We start from the raw sequence: 18,803 nt of genomic DNA on the forward strand, positions 1-18,803 counted from the left end.
CGAGGTTTTTTGCCTCACTCTGCCGCCTGCGCCAGATCGGGCCCCCCAGAGGCGATCACGGCCAACAATTCCTCCCGACGCTTTGCCGCCTTGGCTTCATTGGCCGCTTTGACAGGGCCAAAACCGCGAATATCGAGCGGCAAACGCGCCAGCGCGAGTATGGCGTCCCGCGTTTCGTCAGAGAGCTTGGGCAGAACGCTTTGCAGATCACGCTCATATTGCGCGATCAAGGCGCGCTCCATCTTGCGCTCCGCCGTGTAGCCAAAAGGATCGAGGGGGGTGCCGCGCAGGCGTTTTAACCGTGCCAAGACAGCAAACACGCGCTCCATGGCCGGACCGAATTCCTTTTTGCGCGGACGTCCATCCGGACCCATCTTTGAAAGCAGAGGCGGCGCAAGGTGATATGTCACTCTCAGATCCCCCTCGAAAGCCTCCTTTGCCTTGGCTGCCGTATCGAGATGAAGGCGCGCGACCTCGTATTCATCCTTGTAGGCCAGAAGCTTGTGATAACCCAACGCCACGGCTTCGCGCAGGTCAGGATCGTCGATCGCGTCCACACGTTTGCGGTAGCGCTTGGCCAGCCGCTTGCTTTGATAGGCGGCCAGATGCTCTGCGCGGAAGGCGATTTTCTCCTCCAGAGTCGTGGGCAGCGAGATCACATTAGGCTGGGCCAAGCGCGCCGCCTCATCGGGGTGCACCACAGCCCATCGACCGATCTCAAAGGCGCGCAAATTGCGTTCAACGGCCTGGCCGTTGAGGGTTATCGCCTGTGCAATGGCATCGAGGCTCAGCGGGACAAGCCCGCGCTGCCACGCCGCCCCAAACAGGATCATGTTGGAATAGATCGCATCGCCCATGCTCGCACGGGCAAGATCGGACGCATCAAAAAGTGTCAGCCCCTCGCGCAGGCGCGCTTCAAGGGCCACCTGCAGACGGTCCGACGGCAAGGTGAACTCGGTATCGCGCGTGAAATCGCCCGTCACGATCTCATGACTGTTGACCACGGCGCCCGTACGGCCTGTGGCCATGAGGCCCAGTGTCTTGGCACCCGCAGAGACGACCAGATCGCCACCGATCAGCGCATCGCATTCACCCGTGGCCACACGGATGGCTGAGATATCCTCAGGCCTATTGGCAAGACGACAATGGATATGCACGGCGCCGCCCTTTTGAGCGAGGCCCGCCATTTCCATCATGCCGGCCCCCTTCCCGTCGATCTGCGCTGCTTGCGCCATGACAGCCCCGATGGTCACCACGCCCGTCCCGCCAACGCCCGTGATCACGACGTTCCACGTCCCGTCAATCTGCGGGAGATGCGGCACCGGCAGATCGGGCAGATCGAGCGCCTTGGCTTGCGCCTTGCGCGGCGTGCCGCCCTGCACCGATACAAAGGACGGACAAAAACCCTTGAGACACGAGAAGTCCTTGTTGCATGCGCTTTGGTCAATGGCGCGTTTGCGGCCCAACTCCGTCTCTTTGGGAACAATGGCCACACAGTTTGACTGGACCCCACAATCGCCGCAACCTTCACAAACATCGGAGTTGATGAAGATGCGTTGATCGGGATCGGGAAATTGCTGGCGCTTGCGGCGACGGCGTTTCTCAGCGGCGCAGGTCTGAACATAGATCAGCACGGAGACGCCTGTCGTTCCGGCTAGTTGCTCCTGGACCTTTTGCAGATTGTCCCGTGTCTCGACCTTTACCTCGCCGGGTAACACGCCGGGATCAAAGGGATCCTTGGGATCATGCACCAGATGCACTTCCTCGATCCCCATGGCGAGAACTTCACGCGCGATCCGGTCGGGGCTGAGATTACCGTCATTCCCCTGACCGCCTGTCATGGCCACAGCATCGTTGTAGAGGATCTTGTAGGTCATGGTCGTGCCGGCGGCATGGGCCGCGCGGATCGCCTGGATGCCGGAGTGGTTGTAGGTGCCGTCGCCGATATTCTGGAAAATGTGCCCGCGGTGCGAGAACGGCGCTTCGCCGATCCAATTCGCGCCTTCGCCGCCCATATGGGTGAACCCCAGCGTCTCGCGGTCCATCCATTGCACCATGTAGTGGCAACCGATGCCCGCATAAGCGCGGGAACCGTCGGGCACCTTGGTCGAGGAATTATGCGGGCAGCCGGCACAGAAATAAGGAATGCGCGCCGCGATCTCTTCGGCGTTGTCGGCACGTTTGGCCTCGCGTACCTGTGCGAGACCGGCGCGAATGCCATCGGCGCCGCGCCCCTCGTCGATAAAGATTTCCCCCAGCTTTTCCGCGATCAGGATCGGGTCAAGCGCGCCCCGGGTCGGGAAGAGCTCCTTGCCATGCATCGAGCCTGCCCCACCGCCTTTGTGCCAGCCCCAGACGCGACGGCCGCGGCGATCATCAAAGATGGCTTCCTTGATCTGAACCTCGATGAGCTTGCGCTTCTCCTCCACAACGATGATCAGATCGAGCCCTTCGGCCCATTCAGAGAAGCCACGCATATCGAGCGGAAACGTCTGACCCACCTTGTAGGTGGTGATCCCCAAGCGCTCAGCCTCCGTCTCATTGATGTTGAGCAGAGAGAGCGCATGCACAAGGTCGAGCCAGTTCTTACCGGCCGCCACAAGTCCGATCTTGGCACCCGGCTTGCCCCAGACGCGCCGATCCATCCGATTGGCCCGCGAGAAGGCCTCCGCGGCAAAGCGTTTGTGATCAATCATGCGCGCTTCCTGCGCATGGGGCGTATCCACAAGACGAATATTGAGCCCACCATCGGGCATGTCGAATTCAGGTGTCTGAAAGCTCAGGCGATGCGGATCTCCGTTGACCACCGACGTGACCTCAACGGTGTCTTTCATGGTCTTAAGACCAACCCAAAGACCCGTAAAACGCGAAAGCGCAAAAGCATAGAGGCCAAAATCAAGGATTTCCTGAACCCCCGCCGGCGAGACCACAGGCATATAGGCATCCACCATCGCCCATTCCGACTGGTGCAGAACGGTAGAGCTTTCGCCCGTATGATCATCGCCCATCGCCATGAGCACGCCACCATGGGGAGAGGTTCCGGCCATATTGGCGTGCCGCATGACGTCGCCTGAGCGGTCGACGCCGGGGCCTTTGCCATACCAAAGGCCAAAAACTCCGTCGAATCGGCCCTCGCCGCGCAGCTCGGACTGCTGACTGCCCCAAAGCGCGGTCGCCGCCAGATCCTCGTTCAAACCTTCTTCGAAACGAATGTCCGACTTTTGCAGAAAGGTCTCGGCGCGGCGCATTTGCATATCAACCGCGCCCAAAGGCGAGCCGCGATAGCCGGTCACATAGCCCGCCGTTTTGAGCCCTGCCCTGATGTCGCGCGCCTTTTGGGCGAGCATGAGCCGGACCAGAGCTTGCGTGCCGTTCAAAAGAACTGTGCTCCGCTCGAGATCAAACCGATCATTGAGGGAAATCTTCTGGTCGCTCATCAACTCCTCCCAAAGCAGACTGGCAAAGGTAGATTGGCCAAAGCATCCGGCTCCGCTTCAATCTATCATAAATGTAGGTCAACTTTGCTGACCTGACCAGCTTTTTGCGCACACTTTCTCTGCATCCGCCGTGAACTCATGCGTGCGTTATGTATATTTTGCATATATGTTGCCCACTGAGCGGGACAGGTCAGGAAAGTTACCCTAATGGATTGGGATAAGCTTCGAATATTTCATGCAGTGGCTGACGCAGGCTCGCTCACACATGCGGGTGATGTGCTGCATCTATCGCAATCCGCCGTGAGCCGTCAGATACGGGCCCTCGAAGAAAGCCTCAACACGACGCTCTTTCACAGACACGCCAGAGGCCTGATTCTCACCGAACAGGGTGAGCTGCTCTTTGACGCAACCCGCGCCATGAGCAAACGTCTGGAAGCCGCATCGGCGCGTATCCGCGACAGTGAAGAAGAAGTCTTTGGCGAATTACGCGTCACCACCACGACCGGCTTTGGCTCGCTCTGGTTGGCGCCGCGTCTGCAGAAGCTCTATGATAAATTTCCCGATCTGACGATCGACTTGCTCCTGGAAGAACGAGTTCTGGACCTGCCCATGCGCGAGGCCGACGTCGCCATTCGCATGAAAGAGCCTAGCCAGGCCGATCTGATCCGCAAGCGGCTGATGTCAGTTCGCATGCGCCTTTACGCGACACAGGAATATGTCGAAGAACACGGACAACCCGAAACCATCGAAGGTCTCGCCAGCCACCAACTGATTTGCCAACAGACAAATGTCACACAAGTGGGCGCTGGCATGAGCTTTGTGCAAATGCTGCTCACCTATGATGTCCAACCGAAACTTACCGTGAACAACTACTTCGGCGTATTGCAGGCGACCTTGTCGCATCTGGGCATTGGGGTTTTGCCGGATTACGTGACCGAAGACACAGCCAGCCTTGTCCGCATTCTGCCCGATCTTGAGAGCGCGGAAGTTCCTGTTTTTCTGGCATATCCTGAAGAACTGCGTCAGTCACAGCGCATCGCTGCCTTCCGCGATTTTGTGCAGGACGAGATCATCGCCCACCGTAAGCTGATCCGTGAAAGCCGCTAGTTCTAGGCGTTTTCTCATGAGGCATGCGCGCAACGCATATCGGGATTGACGAGTCCGCGACGCAATAATCCTTGATCGAAGCACCGTCGCCGCATAATTGGGCAGTATGGAGACGCGGCGCACTTGCCCGACTTCATACCTCCCTGTTGGACTTCGGCCGAGCTTAGCTCGGCCTTTTTTTTGGCGCTCCGCGCAGGGTCCCCCAAAGTATGCGATCCCCTCATCACATGCACTAGAGAACGTGAAAAAGGCGCCCGATCCTGAGATGAGCGCCTTTCAAAATTTCCAGCCTGTGTATCAGGCCACGTTTTGTTTTGATTGTGCCCGCAGCTCTGCCAGCCGCTCTGCCGCACCATCCCGGGACAGCGTCGATTTGGGCGCGCCGTTTTCCCGAAGTTTTTTTGTCTCGCGGGCCGAGATGTAGCCGAAGATCGCCACAAAGCCCAATGTCCCGAAAGTCAGAATTCCAAGTCCAAAGTCCATGTCATACCCTTTCGTGTTTGAGTGCGTTAGATACGAGCTCTGGTCGGGCATAGATCAAAAAAATCAAAATTTTTTGTTTAATAACAGATGTATGCAAAGGTATTCTGAAAATTCACATTTAACGAATGAGCAATACGATCACACCAAACAGCCCTGCCAGAGCATATGGGCCCAGGGATGCAGCAAAGAGACAGGCAAGGAAAAGAACAACCAGAACGCCGCCTGTCCAGAGCAGTTGAACGCGAGGATGCGCGCCATCCATCTGCGCGAGCACATCTTGCGTTTGCCGCCCCGGCATAAACCGCGCGCTCAATGCGGCAACGACAAAGCGCGCTTGGCTCAGCGCGCGCTTCCAAAGCGATATGTTTCGGCCCAATTGCATTCTTTCGCTTCCTCGACGCGTCCGGGATATCACACCAAACCGCGAGGCAGCAACGGCCCAGCCCTTTCATCCCGCGCCGCCTTGGCCTAAGAGGTCTGCGACAGCCACCGGGGGTTTATTGACGATGCAAGAGCCGCAGATCACAGCCGATCTCATCGCCGCACATGGGCTCAAGCCCGATGAATATGATCGCATTCTAGAGATCATTGGGCGCGCGCCCACATTTACCGAATTGGGCATCTTTTCGGCCATGTGGAATGAGCATTGTTCTTACAAGTCTTCCAAGAAGTGGCTGCGCACCCTGCCCACCGAAGGCCCTCAGGTCATCTGCGGCCCCGGCGAGAATGCAGGCGTCGTGGATATCGGCGATGGTCAGGCTGTGATCTTCAAGATGGAGAGCCACAACCACCCCTCCTACATTGAGCCCTATCAGGGCGCGGCCACGGGCGTCGGCGGCATTCTCCGCGATGTCTTTACCATGGGCGCGCGCCCGATTGCGGCGATGAATTCCCTGAGCTTTGGCGAGGTCAACCACCCCAAGACGCGCCAATTGGTCAATGGTGTGGTCGAAGGCGTCGGCGGCTACGGCAATTGCTTTGGTGTGCCCACGGTCGGGGGCGAGTTGCGCTTTGATCCGGCCTATAACGGCAATTGCCTTGTGAACGCCTTCGCCGCCGGCCTCGCGGATGCGGACAAGATTTTCTACTCCGCCGCCTCGGGTCTCGGCATGCCCGTTGTCTATCTGGGCGCCAAGACGGGTCGAGACGGCGTCGGTGGTGCAACGATGGCCTCTGCCGAGTTTGACGAGACCATCGAGGAGAAGCGCCCCACCGTGCAAGTCGGCGATCCATTCACCGAAAAGCGCCTGATGGAAGCCACGCTCGAGTTGATGGCCACGGGCGCGGTCATCTCTATTCAAGACATGGGCGCCGCGGGGCTGACCTGCTCCGCGGTCGAAATGGGTGACAAAGGCGGGCTGGGCGTGCGGCTTGATCTCGAACGTGTGCCCGTGCGCGAAGAAAACATGACTGCTTATGAGATGATGCTGTCGGAGAGCCAGGAACGCATGCTCATGGTGCTCAAGCCCGAATTGGAGGCTGAGGCCAAGGCGGTCTTCGACAAATGGGATCTCGATTTTGCCATCGTTGGCGAAACAATCGCGGAAGATCGTTTCCTGATTATGCACAATGGCGTCGTCAAAGCCGACTTGCCACTGTCCAAACTGGCCTCCACTGCGCCGGAATATGATCGCCCCTGGGTCGAGACCCCTGCGGCAGAACCTCTCTCGGATGTGCCCGAAATCGATCCTATTGACGGGCTCAAGGCACTTCTGGCGTCACCCAACTACGCTGCGCGCAACTGGGTGTTTGAGCAATATGACAGCCAGGTCATGGCCGATACGATGCGCATCCCCGGCGCAGGCGCTGGCATCATCCGCGTGCATGGGACGCAAAAAGCGCTGGCATTTACCTCCGATGTGACCCCGCGCTACGTGGTGGCCAACCCGGTCGAGGGCGGCAAACAGGCGGTTGCGGAAGCTTATCGCAATCTCTCAGCTGTGGGCGCCAAGCCATTGGCCACGACGGACAATATGAATTTCGGCAACCCCGAGAAGCCCGAGATCATGGGGCAGTTTGTGGGCGCGATCAAAGGTATCGGCGCGGCCGTTGCCGCACTTGATATGCCCATCGTTTCCGGCAACGTCTCGCTTTACAACGAGACAGATGGAGAGCCGATCCTGCCAACCCCGACCATCGGCGCCGTTGGGCTCATCGAGAACGCAGATGAGGCCATCGCCGATTGCGCCCGCGATGGTCATGTCGCTCTTGTGCTTGGGACCACCGAGGGCCATCTGGGCCGCTCAGCGCTACTGGCCGAAGTCTTCAACCGGACAGATGGCGATGCGCCCCATGTCGATCTGGAGGCCGAGAAAGCCGCCGGCGATTTCATCCGCGACAACCGCGACTGGATCAAGGCCTGCACGGATTTATCCGATGGCGGTCTGGCGCTGGCAGCATATGAAATGGCAGAGCAAGGCGATGTCGGCGTGGTGCTGGATATGGCGGACACGCCCACCCTTTTTGGCGAAGATCAAGGGCGCTATCTGATTGCCTGCAATTTCGATCAAGCCGAAGCGCTTATGGTTGCAGCCAATCGCGCGGGCGTCACGCTGACATCTGTGGGCCGGTTTACGGGCACCGATGTCGTTATGGGGGGAAGCCGGGCGGCACTCGATGAGCTTCGCGATTTGAGCTATGCGACCCTGCCCGCACTCTTTGCCTGAGGTTTCTTGTCAACTGCCCGCGCGATCCCTAATTTAGCTGTGAGGTCAGGCACTGACCGCTAGCGCAACGATCCAAGGAAAACCCTTATGCCAATGACTGCGAACGAGATCGAAACGCTCCTGCGGGAGAGCTTTCCCGAAGCTCAGATCACGATCGGCGGCTCGGATGGGGTGCATATGTCTGCCATGGTGGTGGATGAGAGCTTTCGCGGCAAAAACCGTGTGCAACAACAGCGCGCCGTTTATGCCGCGCTCAAAGGCAAGATGGACGGCAGCAACGGCGAATTGCATGCCCTTGCCCTGACCACACGCGCACCGGACTAAAGAGGTGGATCTGTCGCTCATCCTGCCCCTCAGCCTCCTGATCGCCCTCGCGGCGGTCGCACTGGGCTGGATGGCGCTGCGCCGGGACCCTGGCAAGGCACGCGGTGCAAAACCGGGCAAAGGCGACCATATCCTCACATCAGATTATCAATCGGGTCTGGGCGGACACTCTACCACATGGCGCGTCCCCGCCGATCCGCAGGAATATGCCCGAAAATTCGTCCCGCAGGGACGGCACAAGGAGAAATAACATGAGCGACGTAAAATCCCGCATTGACGAACAGGTCAAATCCAAGGACGTGGTCCTGTTCATGAAGGGCACCAAGGAGATGCCGCAATGTGGCTTCTCCTCGCGCGTGGCAGGCGTCCTGAATTACATGGGCGTCGATTATGCGGATGTGAATGTCCTGGCTGACGAAGAGATCCGTCAAGGCATCAAGGATTACTCCGACTGGCCAACAATTCCCCAACTCTACATCAAGGGCGAGTTTGTGGGCGGCTGTGATATCATCACGGAAATGACGCTTTCCGGCGAACTCGACACCATGTTCGAAGACAATGGTGTTGGATTTGACAAGGATGCGGCCGACAAAATTCGCGAAGCCAACGGCTGACTGTCCATCCCCGAGACAGTCGAGACGCGCGCGGCCTCCACGGCCCCGCGCGTTTTTTTTGTTTTGCGACACCGCAGCCAATTTTCCCCCTTTGGGCAGGACAATCCAACTATGGGCATATCCGGTGTTATCTGTCATCGTTAACCACGTTAGCCAAAGGACATGGACCACAAGGGAGTTATTGTCATGGGAATGCTGGGAACGCTGGCCAAGGTTGCCATTGGATATGCCGCGGCGCGCGGCGTGCAACATGTATCGCAAAACGGTGGCTTGGGTGGACTTTTGGGCGGTGCATCTGTGCCGTCGGGCCAAGCTGAGGCTGGACAAAACCCCGCCATGGCCGGGCTTCAGGGCATGCCCGGGATGGAGCAATTGCAATCCATGATGCAAGGCGGTGGTGGCAATCTACAAGAGATGCTGGGTGGCCTCATGGGTGGTGCCGGCGGCGGTGCTGGTGGATTGCAAGACATGTTGGGCAGCCTCATGGGTGGCGGCAGTGCACAGCAAGGTGACGGCGGCGCCGGCGGTCTGCTGTCAGGCGCCGGTGGCGGTGCTGGCCTGGCGGGCATCCTCGCGATGGCAGGATCGGCCGCCGCGGCCTCCGGCGGTGGCCTGGGTGGCCTGTTCGACGCGATGAACACCAAGGAAACGGCGCCCCAGGCGGAAGAAGCCGCGGGTCTCATGCTCCGCGCCATGATTCAGGCTGCCAAGGCAGATGGTGACATCGACGCGCAGGAGCAAGAAAAGATCCTGGGACTGCTCGGCGACGATGCAGATGCCGAAGATATGGCATTTGTCCGTGCGCAGCTCGCCGCGCCGGTGGATATTGCAGGTCTCGCCAATGACACGCCTGCACCGCAACGCATGCAGGTCTATTCCATGTCCCTCATGGCCATCCGTCTCGATACGCAGGCTGAAGCGGCTTATCTGGACCAATTGGCCGGGGCCATGGGCCTGGATCAACAGACAGTCAACGCGCTGCATACGCAGATGGGCGTACAACCCCTGTATTCGTAAAGGCGCAAGAACAAATGGGGTTTGGGGGCTCTGCCCCCGCCCGCCATGCGGGCTCCCCCGGAGTTTTTCTGGCAAGATGAAGAGACGAGGCGGCCGTCAGCGATCCCGTTTTCCCAGATGCTTGGCCAAAGCGCCGGCATTTTTCTTGCGCCGCCCCTTGTAGGGGTTCTTGTCACTCTGACCACGCATATGCAGACGAATGGGCGTTCCGGGCATATCGAAACTGTCCCGCAATCCATTGACGAGATAGCGTGAGTAGCTCTCGGGCATCTTGTCTGGATGCGAACACATCACGACAAAGCCGGGTGGGCGCGTTTTGGCCTGGGTCATGTAGCGCAGCTTGATTCGCTTGCCTTGCGGCGCGGGCGGAGGATGCTGTGCCAGCATCCCATCGAGCCAGCGATTGAGCTGGGATGTGGGGACACGGGCATTCCAGGTCGCATACGCTTTCAGGACAGCCGCGTGCAACCGATCAAGGCCTTTGCCCGTCTTGGCTGAGACCGTGACCAGAGGTGCGCCGCGCAGCTGTGGCAAGAGCCGCTCAAACGCCTCGCGCAGGTTGCGTAGCTTCGCCTGTTTTTCCGGCTCGACGTCCCACTTGTTGACGGCGACAACGACCGCGCGCCCCTCGCGCTCGGCAAGGTCTGCAATACGCAAATCCTGCTGTTCAAACGGAATGGCCGCATCCAGCAGGACCACGACCACTTCCGCAAATTTCACAGCGCGCAGACCATCCGACACCGAGAGTTTTTCGAGCTTTTCCTGCACCTTGGCGCGTTTGCGCATGCCAGCGGTATCAAAGATGCGGCACGGTGTTCCTCCCCAATCGATCTTGAGAGAAATGGCATCCCGGGTGATCCCTGCTTCAGGCCCTGTGAGCAGGCGATCCTCGCCCAGGATACGATTGATCAGCGTCGATTTGCCCGCATTCGGCCTGCCCACCACGGCGATCTGAAGCGGTTTGGCCTCGGTTGGCGCAAAGTCCGGGATGTCATCGTCTGCGATATCTTCATGAATGCTGACGTCCGTTTCCGGCGCGTCTTGCTCCGCGCGTTCGGCGAATTGATCTGCAAGCGGTTGCAGGGCGGCATAGAGCTCAGGCATGCCTTCGCCATGTTCCGCAGAAAGCCGGATCGGCTCGCCCAACCCAAGCGCGTAGGCCTCCAGCACACCGGCATCCGCAGCAGAGCCTTCGCCTTTATTCGCAGCCAACAGGACGTTGGCACTTTTTTTGCGCAGAATATCGGCAAACACCTCGTCCGAGGGGGTGACCCCAGCGCGGGCGTCCAGCATGAACAGGCAGATGTCTGCCATCTCCACGGCGCGCTCCGTCAAGCGCCGCATGCGCCCCTGAAGACTCTCGTCTGTCGCCTCTTCAAGACCAGCCGTGTCGATCACCGTGAACCGGAGATCACCAAGCCTCGCGGCACCCTCACGCAGATCACGCGTCACGCCCGGCTGATCATCAACCAGCGCCAACCGCTTGCCAACAAGACGGTTGAACAATGTCGACTTTCCCACATTGGGGCGACCGACGAGGGCCAGGGTGAATGACATGGGTTCTTTCGCGCTCCGAAACTTCAAGCGCGCCTGTTACATCACCCGCCGAAAGCTTGCAATTGCCCGTTTCGCGTCACGACGTAGAGAACACCCCCCGCGACCGCAGGGTTCGACGTCGCACCTCCTGGCAGTGGGACGGTCCGCGTGAGCGCGCCATCCTCAGGATCATAGACGCGCAGCACGCCATCGCCAGAGGCCACAATCAACTGGCCACCGGCCAGAACGGGCCCATGATGGGCAAAGATCGTCTCGCGCCGCAGAGGACGCTGGGATTTGAACTGGGGCAGTTTGTCTGACCAGACAACCGCGCCTGTCTCGCGATCAATTCGCATCAGCTCGTTGCGATCCGAGATCATGAAGAGAGCATTGCCCGCAGCCCAGACCGGCTGGACGGTCCCATGGCGCGCTGTCCAGATCCGTTGCCCAGATCCCAGCGAGAGCGACACAAGCCGGCCCGATTGGTTGCCCACGTAGACACGATCACCATAGACAACCGGATCGCCTGTAATGTCGCTCACCCGGTTGATGGCAAAGCCCGTGCGCCGCCCGGCAACCGTTGCAGACCACAGACGCAAGCCGCCTTTCTTGAAGGCCGCCTGCACATCACCATTGCCGTAGCCGAAGAGGACAAACTGATCGGTGACCGCAGGCGCGGGCCCCCCGAAGACGTTATTGGTGTCTTCAATGGCTTCGAGCTGCCAACGGATACGGCCGTTATCGGCTTCAATGGCCCAAGCCACATCATCGCCCGCCACCAGATACACCAAACCACCGTCATAAGATGGCGACGCCGTGCCTGTGGCGCCGAGGCGCTGGACCCAGATTTCCTCGCCATTGGTTGGATCGATAGCATGGGCGTTGCCATATCCGGTCGTCACGTAGAGGCGCCCGTCGCCGTAGGACATGCCACCACCGGACACCTCATTCCGGGCATCGCGCTCGGGCCGCAGCTCGCGGGTCCACAAAACAGCGCCCCCTGTGGAGACAGCGCTCAGGAGGCCTGCGCTATCAAGCGTGAAGACACGGCCATCGGCAACAATGGGGTCAGCGGAAATGCGCGCGCGCTTCTTGTCGCCCTGTCCGATGTTCACAGACCACAGCGGTCGCAGAGCAGATCCCAGCGCCGGATGATCCGTGCGATACGCCGGGCTGCCATTTCCATGGGTCCAGCTGGCGTTGTTCGTAATTGCAGGCGCCGCAAAGGCCACGGCTGTCGTCTCGGGCGCCAGGGTCGACAGATCGGAGCGGATGTCTTCTCGCTCACCGGTCAGTATAACTTCAGGCTCCACACAGCCCATGAGCACGGCGAGCGGCGCGACCGCCAGGAGGTTTCGCAATTTGACTGATCCAATGCCCATGATGACTGCCCTTGTTGTCTCACATCGGGATCGTTGTGCCCCGCATCACCCTTTTACGTCTCGGGAGCCTCGCCGCCAAGAGCTACGATCATTTGCGCAGCACGGCGTCTGACACCCTCGGATGCTTCGGCATCCTCAACGATACGATTGAACTGGCCCAGTGCCTCATCCACAGCGCCGGTTTCCAGCGATAACAAGGCGAGTTGTTCTTCCGCCAGCAGTCGCAGCGGATTGCCCGGCACGGCCAGGCCTTGGAAACCTGCGCGGCGCTCATCGACGCTCAATGTGTCGCTCCCTGCGAGCAACGCCTTGTAGCCCGCGATATTGCGATAAATTTCCGGCAAGTCGGAATTGGTCGCAATAACCTGCAAACGCTCGGACGCTTGCGCACCCTGCCCAGCTTCGGTTTCCTGCGAAGAGGCCAGCAGCGCCAGAATGGCAGCACCCCCGGGCGTTTCGGCTTCGATGGCATCCAGAGCCGCCGCCCGGGCAGCGATATCGTTGTTCTCGAGCGCCGCGAGCATGGCATCGCCCAAGCGCTGCGCCTTGGCCTGCTCCTGCGCCTTGCGGTATTCGTTGAAAGAGGCCCCGCCGACCAGCAACAAGATCGCGCTGGCGGCGATCCAGCCATAGCGCTTGATCAGCGCAAAGAGCCTGTCTCTACGCACTTCCTCGGTGACTTCCTCAATAAAGCTGTCGCTGTCGCTCACAGGTGCCTCGCCTCACATGACCCTTTGGGCCACACCCTTACCCTGCCCTCTGCGCAGTGCCAAGAGGTGCTGTTATTTCACGCATCTTGCCTCACTTTGCCGCATTGCAGCGCGTCTTGCAGAAATTCTCGAAAAAAACTAATCTGAACTGGTTAGTTTAGCGAAGATATCTATATAACCCACGCAGCCAGGCTCCTTGGGCATTCAGATTGGACATGTAATGCGCTTAATCCCCTTCGTCACAGCTCTTCTCGTGACAGCGTTCTTGATTGGTATCGTCCTCTACCGGGATACGCTTGTGGCGTTTGCCGCAAATCCACCTTGGTCCAGCGAAGCGCCCGCCGAAGACGTCGTCGCCGAGGCGCCCGAGGCGGTGGTTGAGGCATCGCCGAGCGAGGACGCGCGCGCAGGTGAAGTGGACGTTGTCGCAATGCGCTCCGTGGCCAAGGAGATCGACAGCGCGATTATTCTGCGCGGGGAGACCCAGGCCGCGCGTCAGGTCGAAGTCAGATCGGAGACAAGCTCCACTGTGATCTCTCCACCCTTGCGGGCAGGCGCGATCATTGAAGCGGGTCAGTTGATGTGTGAGCTGGATCCCGGCACGCGCGCCGTGAACGTGGCTGAAGCCCGGGCGCGATTGGCTGAAGCCGTCGCCCGCCAACCTGAAACAGAAGCCCGCATTCCCGAAGCAGAAGCCCGCATCCCCGAGGCGCAGGCGCGCCTCATCGAAGCCGAGGCGCGTTTGGATGAAGCCCAGGTCAACTTCAACGCGGCGCAGAAGTTGCAGGCCGATGGCTATGCCTCTGAGACGCGCGTGAAGAACGCCGAAGCGGCTGTACGCAGCGCAGAGGCAAGTATCATTGCTGCCGAAGCCGGCGTCAAGGCAGCCGAGGCCGGCGTCAAAGCCGCGCGCTCAGGGCTGGATAGCACCAAAGCCGCCATTCAGTCAGCCGAGGCTGGCGTCGCGGCGGCGGAGAAAGAAATCCAGCGCTTGCAAATCAGGGCACCCTTCGGTGGCATTCTGGAGACGGACACAGCCGAGCTTGGCACTCTGCTTCAACCCGGCGCGCTCTGTGGGACCGTGCTTCAGCTCGATCCCATCACACTCGTTGGTTTTGTGCCTGAAACCCAGATCTCCCGGGTCAAAATCGGGGCGCAAGCCGCAGCACGCCTGACGACGGGCGCAGAAGTCACTGGCAAAGTGTCTTTCCTTGCGCGCTCTGCCGATATGCAAACACGGACCTTCCGTGTTGAAATTGACGTGCCCAATTCCGATCTCGCAATCCGCGATGGACAGACCGCGGAGATCATCATTGCCGCGCCGGGCGATACTGCACATTTGCTGCCGCAATCGGCGCTCACGCTCGACAACGAAGGCGCTTTGGGCGTGCGGATCGTGGCCGACGGCGATGTCGCTGCCTTCGCCCCCATCCGGATCCTGCGCGATACCCGCGAAGGCGTCTGGGCCACGGGTCTGCCCGATGAGGTCATCGTCATAACGCTTGGGCAGGAATACGTGACCGATGGCGTTCCGGTGAACGTCAGCTTCGAAGAGGAGCTGCAACAATGACCGGTATCGTTGATTGGGCCGCGTCCCGCGCCCGCATGGTGTTGGCCTTTATCGCCCTCTCGCTTCTGGCGGGTGGTTTTTCCTATTGGGGTCTACCCAAAGAGGGCGAGCCTGATATCGAAATTCCCGCACTCTTCGTCTCGGTGCCCTTCCCCGGCATCTCGGCGGCGGACAGTGAGAAACTGCTCGTCAAACCGATGGAGACAGAGCTCTCCGATCTGGATGGGCTCAAAAGCCTGTCCGGCACAGCGGCGGAAAATTACGCGGGCGTCGCGCTCGAATTCGAGTTCGGCTGGGACAAAACGAAAATCCTCGCGGACGTGCGCGATGCGATGAATACAGCCGAGGCGCAATTTCCCTCCGGTGCTGAGAAGTACTCCATCAACGAGATCAACTTCTCCGAATTTCCCATCGTAATCGTCAATCTGACCGGCGCTGTCCCCGAGCGGACGATGGCGCAGGTGGCCAAGGATTTGCAGGACAGGATCGAGAGCCTCGACGCCGTTCTGGAAGCGGGCATTGCGGGCAACCGTGATGAGATGGTCGAGGTGACCATCGATCCCCTGCGCCTTGAGAGCTACAATGTCACGGCAGGCGAGCTGATCTCGGTTGTTCAGAACAACAACCAGCTGATTGCAGCAGGCGAGGTCGAGACAGCGCAGGGCACTTTCGCGGTCAAAATCCCCTCCAGTTTCGACGATGTGCAGGACATCTATGACCTGCCCGTCAAGACAAACGGCGAACGCGTCGTCACACTGGGCGATCTGGCCACGATCCAGCTCACGTTCGAAGACCGTCAGGGCACCGCCCGGTTCGATGGCGAAAACACCTTCGCCCTGCAGGTCGTGAAGCGCAAGGGCTTCAATGTCATCGACACGGCCAATGAAGTCCGCGCCACTGTTGAGGCCGCGCGTCAAGAATGGCCGCCAGAACTTCAGGCCGCCGTTCAGGTGGGCACATCCAACGATACTTCGCGCGAGGTTGATAGCATGGTGCGCCAGCTGGAAGGATCGGTGCTCACGGCCATCGCGCTGGTGATGATCGTGGTGCTGGCCTCTCTCGGCTCGCGCCCGGCGCTGCTTGTGGGCTTTGCAATCCCGACCTCGTTTTTGCTCTGTTTCGTCTTGCTGGGCGTCATGGGGATCGCCGTTTCCAACATCGTGATGTTTGGCTTGATCCTCGCAGTGGGCATGTTGGTCGATGGCGCCATTGTCGTCGTGGAATATGCCGACAAACGCATCAAGGATGGCACAGGGCCCATGCATGCCTATGTCGAGGCGGCCAAACGCATGTTCTGGCCCATTGTCTCCTCGACCGCGACAACGCTTTGCGCCTTCCTGCCGATGCTCTTCTGGCCTGGCGTGCCGGGGCAGTTCATGGGCATGTTGCCGGTGACGCTGATCTTCGTTTTGTCGGCGTCACTGATCGTGGCGCTGATCTACCTGCCTGTTATGGGCGGTGTGTCCGGCCGTCTGTCGCGGGTCTTTGGCAATGCCGCAGAAGGCTTGCGCGCGCGCTTTCCTTGGGCCCTGCGCGCCCTCTTTGTGCCTCCGGCGCTCTTCATCGTCTTCACGGGCGTGATGATGACGATCAATCCGGACTACCTCTTCACTTCCCCATTCGAGGGCGTTGCCGCCGTCCTCCCCGGGGCCGCAGTCTTCATCATCGGGGCCTTCCTCGCATCCATCACAATGCAGGCGGCTGAGATCCGCTGGCAGCCGCGCCGCATCCGTGCCGGGCGCCGCCGCACGCTCTTCGGCGGGCTGATCAAGCTGATCGCAGGCAATCCAATCATGCCGCTTGCGGCAATTGGTGGCGTCCTCTTCTTCGTTGCAAGCGTCTTCGGCTACTTCGCCGCAAACAACAACGGCACGGAATTCTTCGTTGAGACGGAGCCAGAACGCGCGGTGGTCTACGTCCTTGCACGGGGCAACCTCAGCCTTGAGGAAAAGGACGCGCAAGTGCGCCGCGCCGAAGAAATCGTTCTGGCCCATCCCGGCGTGCGGTCGGTCTTCTCTTTCGCCGGTGAAGGCGGGCTGAACTCCGACACCTCCGGCGGGCAACCGCCCAAAGACCTGATCGGTCAGGTGCAGTTCGAAACCATCCCTTGGGAAGAACGCAAGGACAATCCGGACCTCGACGGCAACCGCATCATCGCCGAGCTCAACGCTGAACTCGCCAAACTGTCCGGCATCCAGGCTGAGATCTCCGAACTGGCCATGGGCCCAGCCCAGGGCAAACCCGTGCACCTGCGCATCAAAGGCGACAATTGGGAAGACCTCATGGCCGCCGCGACCAAGGCGCGCGCCAAGTTTGACGAAACACCCGGCCTGACCTTGATAGAAGACACGCGCCCCCTGCCCGGGATCGATTGGCAGATCGACGTGGATGTCGAGAAAGCCGGACGGTTCGGCGCAGACGTGGCCACCGTGGGCGCGATGGTCCAGCTTGTGACCCGTGGCATCCTGCTTGACACGATGCGCGTCGACAGCTCTGACGAGGAGATCGAGATCCGCGTCCGCCTGCCTGAAGAAGACCGGGTCCTGGCCACGCTCGATACGCTGAAAGTGCGCACGGCTGATGGTCTTGTGCCGCTGGCGAACTTCATCACGCGCACGCCAGTCGAGAAGCTGGCAGAGATCAACCGCATCGACCAGAAACGCTACTTTGACGTGAAAGCTGATGTGCTTCCAGGTATCGAAATACTGCAATTGGTCCCATTAGATGATGACGGTGAGCCTGTAGAAGACGAAGCTACAGACGTTGGCTTTGGGTATGCCGTAGACGAAGACGCTAGAGAACGGGGCGAGCCGTATAACGTCACTGCGAATGAAAAACTCGGTTGGTTCTCTTCGCTTTTCAGAGAGGCAAGAACCTTCTACTTTCATGCGCCCGAAGTCGCCCAAAATATAGAATTAGCTGTGGTGCAGGGCAAAATCGATGCTGGCAAGGCGACCGCTCGATTGGTTCCCATGAATGCCAACGAACGTATCGAAGCAGTTACAAGCTGGCTCGAAACAAATCCCCTGCCCGCAGGGCTTGAGTGGGAATGGACCGGCGATCAGGAAGATCAGGCTGAGAGTGCGGCCTTCCTGCAAACCGCCTTCGCCGGCGCCTTGGGCCTGATGTTCATCATCCTGCTGGCGCAGTTCAACTCGTTCTACAACGCTGCGCTTGTCTTGCTGGCCGTGGTCCTGTCCACCACCGGTGTGCTGATCGGCATGCTCGTCATGGATCAGACCTTCTCAATCATCATGACCGGCACAGGCATTGTCGCGCTGGCGGGCATCGTGGTGAACAACAACATCGTGCTGATCGACACCTATCAGGACTACTCCCGCTACATGCCGCGCATAGAAGCCATCGTGCGCACCGCAGAAGACCGGATCCGCCCGGTGCTGCTGACCACGATCACCACCATGGCAGGCCTCGCCCCGATGATGTTTGGCCTCTCGTTTGACTTCTTCGCGGGCGGCTATTCCATCGACAGCCCAACGGCACTGTGGTGGAAACAATTGGCCACAGCCGTCGTCTTCGGGCTGGGTATCGCCACGGTTCTGACCCTGGTCTTCACACCCGCCATGCTGGCGCTACGGGTCTGGGCCAGCACATATCTGATGTGGCTCTTCCGCGCCCTCGCGCGCCTTGGGGCAGGACGGACAAGCAAAGCGGGACGGGATTGGGCTGCACGCCGCGCCGCGCGCAAAATCAAGAACCCGGAGATCATCTGGGATTTCGATGAGCCCGCGCAAACGCCTCTGCCCGTCACCCCACAACCCCCATTGCGCGCTGCAGAGTAACAAACAACGCGCGCCCCGGAACTTGCTAGATCAAGCCTTCCCGGGCGCGCGCAACCACAGTCGAATGGCCGCGCACCGCACCCCTTCTTTTGTCTGAAAATACCCGGCCTTATGTATCAAACGCACCAACAATCTAGCTGAACATCTGGCCCGCGTG

At 59.8% G+C, this 18,803-nt stretch carries 14 protein-coding genes; 8 read left to right on the forward strand and 6 right to left on the reverse strand.

What is annotated here, in order from left to right; genetic code table 11:
• Nucleotides 1-14: 14 nt before the first annotated feature.
• Nucleotides 15-3,437: an indolepyruvate ferredoxin oxidoreductase family protein gene (locus ACP15S_RS09685; RefSeq protein WP_425039363.1), complete on the reverse strand. Its 3,423-nt coding sequence runs from the start codon at nucleotides 3,435-3,437 to the stop codon at nucleotides 15-17.
• A gap of 207 nt (nucleotides 3,438-3,644) precedes the next feature.
• On the opposite strand from ACP15S_RS09685, the gene ACP15S_RS09690 reads away from it, so the two are divergent.
• Nucleotides 3,645-4,544 carry a LysR family transcriptional regulator gene (locus ACP15S_RS09690; RefSeq protein WP_425039364.1) on the forward strand — a complete coding sequence of 300 codons (900 nt, stop codon included), beginning with the start codon at nucleotides 3,645-3,647 and terminating at the stop codon, nucleotides 4,542-4,544.
• A 297-nt stretch (nucleotides 4,545-4,841) separates the two neighbouring features.
• On the opposite strand, the gene ACP15S_RS09695 is transcribed toward ACP15S_RS09690, so the two are convergent.
• The gene (locus tag ACP15S_RS09695) at nucleotides 4,842-5,027 is read right to left on the reverse strand and encodes a hypothetical protein (protein ID WP_425039365.1); all 186 of its coding nucleotides are present in this window, start codon (nucleotides 5,025-5,027) and stop codon (nucleotides 4,842-4,844) included.
• Between the two features lie 118 nt (nucleotides 5,028-5,145).
• Complete coding sequence (locus ACP15S_RS09700; RefSeq protein WP_425039366.1) at nucleotides 5,146-5,409, reverse strand: hypothetical protein; 264 nt, start codon at nucleotides 5,407-5,409, stop codon at nucleotides 5,146-5,148.
• 124 nt (nucleotides 5,410-5,533) lie between these two features.
• Between ACP15S_RS09700 and purL the strand changes: the two genes are divergently transcribed.
• The 5 genes from purL to ACP15S_RS09725 all read left to right on the forward strand — a co-directional run bounded on the left by purL (nucleotide 5,534) and on the right by ACP15S_RS09725 (nucleotide 9,648).
• Entirely contained in the window at nucleotides 5,534-7,693 is a 2,160-nt protein-coding gene (gene purL, locus ACP15S_RS09705; protein WP_425039367.1) for a phosphoribosylformylglycinamidine synthase subunit PurL, read from the forward strand.
• 87 nt (nucleotides 7,694-7,780) lie between these two features.
• Nucleotides 7,781-8,017 (forward strand): BolA/IbaG family iron-sulfur metabolism protein, encoded by a 237-nt coding sequence (locus tag ACP15S_RS09710; RefSeq protein WP_425039368.1) that lies wholly within the window; start codon nucleotides 7,781-7,783, stop codon nucleotides 8,015-8,017.
• A gap of 4 nt (nucleotides 8,018-8,021) precedes the next feature.
• Nucleotides 8,022-8,267 carry a hypothetical protein gene (locus tag ACP15S_RS09715; protein ID WP_425039369.1) on the forward strand — a complete coding sequence of 82 codons (246 nt, stop codon included), beginning with the start codon at nucleotides 8,022-8,024 and terminating at the stop codon, nucleotides 8,265-8,267.
• A gap of 1 nt (nucleotide 8,268) precedes the next feature.
• A complete protein-coding gene (grxD, locus tag ACP15S_RS09720) occupies nucleotides 8,269-8,631 on the forward strand; it encodes a Grx4 family monothiol glutaredoxin (RefSeq protein ID WP_425039370.1) in 363 nt (120 codons plus the stop codon).
• Nucleotides 8,632-8,817: 186 nt separating this feature from the next.
• Nucleotides 8,818-9,648: a DUF533 domain-containing protein gene (locus tag ACP15S_RS09725; protein WP_425039371.1), complete on the forward strand. Its 831-nt coding sequence runs from the start codon at nucleotides 8,818-8,820 to the stop codon at nucleotides 9,646-9,648.
• Between the two features lie 96 nt (nucleotides 9,649-9,744).
• Here ACP15S_RS09725 and der read toward each other — a convergent pair whose 3' ends face one another.
• The 3 genes from der to ACP15S_RS09740 are packed head-to-tail and all read right to left on the reverse strand — an operon-like array spanning nucleotide 9,745 to nucleotide 13,276.
• A complete protein-coding gene (gene der, locus ACP15S_RS09730; protein WP_425039372.1) occupies nucleotides 9,745-11,205 on the reverse strand; it encodes a ribosome biogenesis GTPase Der in 1,461 nt (486 codons plus the stop codon).
• A gap of 41 nt (nucleotides 11,206-11,246) precedes the next feature.
• A complete protein-coding gene (locus tag ACP15S_RS09735) occupies nucleotides 11,247-12,566 on the reverse strand; it encodes a PQQ-binding-like beta-propeller repeat protein (protein ID WP_425039373.1) in 1,320 nt (439 codons plus the stop codon).
• 53 nt (nucleotides 12,567-12,619) lie between these two features.
• Nucleotides 12,620-13,276 (reverse strand): hypothetical protein, encoded by a 657-nt coding sequence (locus ACP15S_RS09740; protein WP_425039374.1) that lies wholly within the window; start codon nucleotides 13,274-13,276, stop codon nucleotides 12,620-12,622.
• A 220-nt stretch (nucleotides 13,277-13,496) separates the two neighbouring features.
• On the opposite strand from ACP15S_RS09740, the gene ACP15S_RS09745 reads away from it, so the two are divergent.
• Both ACP15S_RS09745 and ACP15S_RS09750 read left to right on the forward strand, forming a co-directional pair.
• Nucleotides 13,497-14,846 (forward strand): efflux RND transporter periplasmic adaptor subunit, encoded by a 1,350-nt coding sequence (locus ACP15S_RS09745; protein ID WP_425039375.1) that lies wholly within the window; start codon nucleotides 13,497-13,499, stop codon nucleotides 14,844-14,846.
• The gene (locus ACP15S_RS09750) at nucleotides 14,843-18,646 is read left to right on the forward strand and encodes an efflux RND transporter permease subunit (protein WP_425039376.1); all 3,804 of its coding nucleotides are present in this window, start codon (nucleotides 14,843-14,845) and stop codon (nucleotides 18,644-18,646) included. Before ACP15S_RS09745 ends, ACP15S_RS09750 begins: the two co-directional genes overlap by 4 nt.
• Nucleotides 18,647-18,803: the final 157 nt, after the last annotated feature.

Origin of the sequence: Primorskyibacter sp. S187A, assembly GCF_049800955.1 — a bacterium.
Taxonomy (GTDB): Bacteria; Pseudomonadota; Alphaproteobacteria; order Rhodobacterales; family Rhodobacteraceae; genus JAKVBH01.